This is a genomic window from Candidatus Thiodiazotropha sp. AKIB8, assembly GCF_058244675.1.
In genome coordinates this window covers 1-5,722 of sequence record NZ_JBSYOO010000001.1, presented here as the reverse complement: position 1 = coordinate 5,722, position 5,722 = coordinate 1, and the positions used below count along the sequence as shown (strand labels likewise).

Here is a 5,722-nt window from a genome sequence, read left to right as displayed (position 1 = left end):
AAGGCGAAAAGCGCACTAGCTAGACACCCATCAGTTACATTTACTAAAAACAATGATGAATCAACAAGATATTAAGATATTTTCCAATGCTATTATTGCAAATAAACGTTGGGTGTCCCCAATGCCGGTAACGGTATAATTGGCGATGCTATCACCTATGTTGGTGATCAGAATTACGATACCTTTGGTGATATTGCAGTAGCTGAAACAAATCCAAACGGTAGCAATGTCACAATCCACATATACTCTGGCATCACTGGCCAGCCCATCAATTCATTTCTATTAACTGGAGTGGGTGGCAGTGACCAGACTGTAAGTCTTGACAATGCAGGCGATGCGGATGGAGATGGGCTTGATGATTTGTTGATCGGTCAGTCTACCAGCAGTGAAACAGGCTACGGAAGCGCAATGGTGATGACCAGGTTGGCAACCCAGCCAACCTACCTTTTAAACTTCGTGGGAGAAGTTGGTTCACGGTTTGGTTTTGCAGTGGCTACAGTTGATGATCTGAACGGAGATGGTCACCAAGACTATCTTGTCGGCGCACCAAATGAGTCATTGAGCCAAGTGGAAAAGAAACATGAAGGTGCGGTCTATATCTTTTCCGGCGCGGCCAGCAACACGCTGCTTACCAAGAAGACAGGACCCGAGGGTTCAGAGTATGGTTATACAGTAACCGCACTCAAGGATTGGAATGGAGATGGCCGTGGAGACTTTGCAGTTGGCGCACCCAACTATCCATACGGCAGTTACGGTAACATTGGTCGAGTGTTGATCTATGACGGCCCGTCCATGAGTCTGCATGACACCCACGTTTGTAATATGGACGAAGGAGAGCGGTGTGGAGAGGCCATAGCCGATGCTGGTGATCTGACCGATGATGGTTACAATGAGATTTTAATTGGCGCGCCTGGGGCTTTCAATGCTCAGGGCAGTGTATTGGTCTTTTCAAAATCTTATGGTTATGTCGACACCTGGACCCGGACAGACGCTCGAGATTTCGGCACAAGCCTGATAAGCATTGACTGCCCTGGTTGCAGCTCAGGAATTGAAAGCTTTGCGGGGAGTCATGGATATCAGAATTTCGAAGGAGCCCTGCACCGCATCACTGCTCCTCTTGAATCTGTTACCGATGATTACCACTCTCCAAGTAATATTCCAGGTTATAGCAATGCTCTGACTGCTGGAGATGTCAATAACGACGGCAGGAACGATTTGATCATTGGAGATCCAGGTAGTGATCGGGTCTACATATATCTGAAATAAAACCATTCTTGAGCTATAGGGTGGGGCCATGCCCCACTCTATAAATAGAAAATAGATTAAAGTTACCACAATCATGAACCAGGACAGGTACTATTCGAAGGAAGAAAAGTAACTCCCCAGCTCCTGATTTGAATCTAACCATCGATAAATCCAAGCGTATTGTAATAATTGAGTTTGTCTATAGCTGCACTTAACTATCATCTGAATGAATAAACTCACCAGCGGTATCTGAAACTCCTGGTATGTATATCGATTTCCCGCTGCAATGCCTCGGTTACTTCACCCGCATCCCTGGCTGCGCCCCCTCATCGGGATTGAGGATATAAAGATCCTTTCCACCAGGTCCTGCAGCCAACACCATCCCTTCCGAAACCCCGAAGCGCATTTTGCGTGGCGCCAGATTGGCCACCATCACTGTGAGCTTTCCCTCCAGGTCCTCTGGTGCGTAGGCGGATTTGATGCCTGCAAAGACATTGCGGGTCTCGCCTCCAAGATCCAGGGTCAGTTGTAGCAGTTTGTCAGCTCCGTCTACATGTTCTGCTTTGGCGATGCGGGCGATCCGCAGATCAAGCTTAGCGAAGTCATCGAATTGAATAGTGTCGGCAATCGGATCCTTCGCCAAAGCTGAGTCAGCTTTTGCTTGAGTTGCCTTCGGTTCTGCTTGTGCAGCCAGATCCTCTTTTGAGTGCTCTAACATGGCTTCAATATGTTTCGGGTCGACCCGGGTCATCAGCGGCTTGAACTTGCCGATGGTATGACTGGTCAGCGGGGTATCCAGCTGTTGCCAGGTCAGGGGTTCGACCTGAAGAAAACTCTCTGCCATTTCTGCGGTGCCTGGAAGAATTGGACGCAGGTATCCAATCAGTAGTCGGAACAGGTTGATACCATCGCTGCAGATTGCCTGTAACTTAGCTTCAGAGTCCTCTTCTTTGGCGACTACCCAGGGTTTTTGCTCGTCAATGTACTGATTGGCCCGGTCTGCCAGTGCCATGATCTCCCGGACGGCACGACTGAACTCCCGTTTCTCATAGTGATCGGCGATGGTTTGACCTGCAGAGACAAAGTCATTGAACAACGACTGTTCGGTAACCTGCTCTGATAACCGGCCATCGAAACGCTTGCTGATAAACCCGGCGCAACGACTGGCGATGTTGACTACCTTACCTACCAGGTCGCTGTTGACCCGCTGTGCAAAGTCCTCCAGGTTGAGGTCGATATCATCCACACCCGAGCCCAGCTTGGCTGCAAAGTAGTAGCGCAGATATTCAGGATTGAGATGATCCAGATAGGTGCGTGCCTTGATGAAGGTGCCTCGGGACTTGGACATCTTTGCCCCGTCCACAGTCAGAAAGCCATGAGCATAGACTGCATTGGGGGTACGGAATCCGGCGCCATGCAGCATCGCCGGCCAGAACAGGGTATGGAAATAGATGATGTCCTTGCCGATGAAGTGATAGAGCTCGGTGTCACTGCCCTCCAGCCAGTAGCTGTCGAAATCGAGACCTTCTGTTTTATCACACAGATTGCGGAAGCTGGCCATGTAGCCGATGGGCGCATCGAGCCAGACATAGAAATATTTGCCTGGGTGGTCTGGGATTTCGAAACCGAAGTAGGGGGCGTCGCGTGAGATATCCCACTCCTGCAGACCAGCCTCGAACCACTCGTCGAGTTTGTTGGCCACTTCATTTTGTACATGTCCGCCACCTGTCCACTCTTTGAGCATGTTTTCAAAGTCGGCCAGCTTAAAGAAGTAGTGATCCGACTCGCGCTGTTCAGGTACCGCACCGGATACAGCAGAGACCGGATTCTTCAATTCGGCGGGAGAGTAACTGGCACCGCAGACTTCACAGTTGTCTCCATACTGATCCTCAGCGCCACACTTGGGGCAGGTTCCTTTGATAAATCGATCGGGAAGGAACATCTTTTCCACCGGATCGTAGGCTTGGGTGATGGTTCGCTTGGCAATATGGCCGCCATCCCGGTTGCGCTCATAGATAGTATTGGCGCAGGCCTGATTCTCCGGCGAATGGGTTGAGTGGTAGTTGTCAAAGCCAACACGGAACTCGGAAAAGTCTGCTTGATGCTCCTCGGCAACGCGGGCGATCAGGGTCTCCGGCTCAATGCCCTCCTGACGGGCACGTAACATGATCGGTGTACCATGGGCATCATCGGCACAGACGTAGTAGCACTGGTGTCCCCGCATTTTCTGAAAACGCACCCAGATATCGGTCTGGATATACTCCACCAGATGGCCTATATGGATCGGCCCATTGGCGTAGGGCAGGGCACTGGTGACTAGAATTTTGCGTGGTGTGTTGTTCATCTTGGGTTACGTTTCTGCTGAGTGCAGGCTTTCCAGCCCGGAAAAAACCGCAATTATCACATATCAGCCGATGAATGGGTAAGTGATGATTGGCTGGTGGTGAAGCTGATCAATGTCAGACAACAAAAAATCTGATTCACACGACAGTCATAGCGCCGACACCTAATCCTCACAAGGTCGCAAACGCCTTGTCATTTATCTCCTCTAAGATCTGCCTGTTTTAACCCAAGGAGCCTACTTGTGCTGAATATTGAGCAGGTCTTGACCAACCGTTTTCCAGGATTTTTTGATAAAAAACCATCGCTTTTGACCAAGCCCATGTTAAAAGCTTTGCGTCTGCTCTTTCGTGAGCGGGAGATCAATCGGTTTTTAGAAGAGCATCATGCTCTGCGCGGTCTCGACCTGATCGAAAAAATCCTCGAATACTTCGATATGGACTATCTGGTATCTAATAAGGATCTGGAGAATATCCCCTCCAGTGGTCGAGTCATTGTTGTTGCCAACCACCCATTGGGCGCCTTGGATGCCTTGAGCCTGATTCTGATGATCAGCCGGGTTCGTCGCGATATCCGGGTTGTCGCCAACGACCTGCTCGCCTCCATTGAGCCGCTGAAAGATCTTTTACTGCCGGTGGACAATATGGGCGGTGGCTCCAGCCGTCAGGGTGTTAAACAGATTCACGCCTCTCTGGAACGTGAGGAGTTGGTTATTATTTTTCCCGCAGGTGAGGTCTCCCGCTTAAGACCCAACGGTGTCAGGGATGTGCGCTGGAAAAGCGGCTTTATGCAGTTCGCACGTCGTACCAGTTCACCGCTGTTGCCGATCTTCATTGATGCTCGAAACTCTCCTCTGTTCTATGGCGTCTCTATGCTCTACAAACCGGTTGCAGCGCTGCTGTTGGTGCAGGAGATGTTTATGCAGCGCTCCAACACAATTGCGTTTCGGGTCGGAGAGCTGATTCCATTCTCACATTTGAATGTGGAGGGGATACGCCTCAAAGCCAGGGTCAAGATGGTGCGTAAGCATCTCTATCGCATCTCTCAACGTAAACCAGGGGTGTTTACCACAGAGAAGAGCATTGCCCATCCTGAGTCCAGGCAGGCTCTGAAAAAAGAGTTGGGTAAGGGGGAGGTGCTGGGGCAGACTCGGGATGGTAAGCAGATCCTGTTGATGAACTGGGAGCCGGGTAGTGCCTTGATGCGTGAGATAGGACGCTTGCGTGAACTGAGTTTCCGCAAAGTCGGGGAGGGAACCGGTAAACGCCGGGATACCGATAATTACGATCTGCACTACCGTCACCTGGTGTTGTGGGATGAGGCAGAATTGGAAGTGGTCGGCTCCTATCGTATAGGTGAGGTTGGCTCCATATTGGTCAATCAGGGTAGAGAAGGGTTGTATACCCATTCACTGTTCAAATTCGGTGAGGGTTTTGATCGTTATGCCCGTCAATCCATTGAGCTCGGCAGAAGTTTTGTTCAACCCCGCTACTGGGGCTCAAGGGCTCTCGACTACCTGTGGCAGGGCGTGGGGGCCTATCTGCGTCACCATCCTGAAATTCGCTATATGTATGGGCCGGTGAGTATCAGTGCTCACTACCCTAAACCCGCAAGGGATCTGATGGTGGACTTCTATCGACGCTATTTCACGGGCAAAGAGTATCTGGGTCAGGCCAGGATGCCTTATCAGATCAGCCAGTCAACCTGGGATGAATATGGAGAGGTGTTCAGTGGTGAAGACTATGATGCTGATCTGCAGGAGTTGAAGAACCAATTGGCTCTGTTTGATTTAACGATTCCCACCCTATTCAAACAATACACAGATATCTGTGAGCCGGGGGGAGCCAGATTTCTGGATTTTGGCATCGATCCCGAATTTGCCGGTTGCACCGATGGCATGATCCTGGTTGAGATAGCCTCGGTTAAGGCATCGAAGCGCAAACGCTATATTGGTAGCTAGTGTGGTGCGTCATATAAACCCTATATTTAGACAAGGCCAATCTCAGTTTGCGTTTAAATCACCTGCCTCGCCCTGCGGGAAGCCACTCAAGCCGCGATTGCGGCGTTGCACCCCTTGGTAAGGGAACAACCATTACCTGCGGGCTGCGCCTTGCACTCACGGCTTGAGCGGCTTTCT

3 protein-coding genes are annotated in these 5,722 nt (G+C 50.5%); 2 read left to right on the top strand and 1 reads right to left on the bottom strand.

Annotated features, from left to right (window positions below; genetic code table 11):
* The first annotated feature begins 108 nt into the window (after positions 1–108).
* Positions 109–1,266 (top strand): integrin alpha, encoded by a 1,158-nt coding sequence (locus tag AC4IFB_RS00015; RefSeq protein WP_490779007.1) that lies wholly within the window; start codon positions 109–111, stop codon positions 1,264–1,266.
* A 274-nt stretch (positions 1,267–1,540) separates the two neighbouring features.
* Here AC4IFB_RS00015 and metG read toward each other — a convergent pair whose 3' ends face one another.
* Positions 1,541–3,589: a methionine--tRNA ligase gene (metG, locus tag AC4IFB_RS00010; RefSeq protein WP_490779006.1), complete on the bottom strand. Its 2,049-nt coding sequence runs from the start codon at positions 3,587–3,589 to the stop codon at positions 1,541–1,543.
* A 240-nt stretch (positions 3,590–3,829) separates the two neighbouring features.
* Between metG and olsF the strand changes: the two genes are divergently transcribed.
* Positions 3,830–5,545, top strand: coding sequence for a bifunctional ornithine lipid synthase OlsF (gene olsF / locus AC4IFB_RS00005; protein WP_490779005.1), 1,716 nt, complete (start codon positions 3,830–3,832; stop codon positions 5,543–5,545).
* The last annotated feature ends 177 nt before the right edge of the window (positions 5,546–5,722 follow it).

What these genes read in the sequence shown, in the direction of transcription:
- metG (WP_490779006.1), bottom strand. Translation starts at nt 3,589, where the DNA reads ATGAACAACACACCACGCAAAATTCTAGTCACCAGTGCCCTGCCCTAC.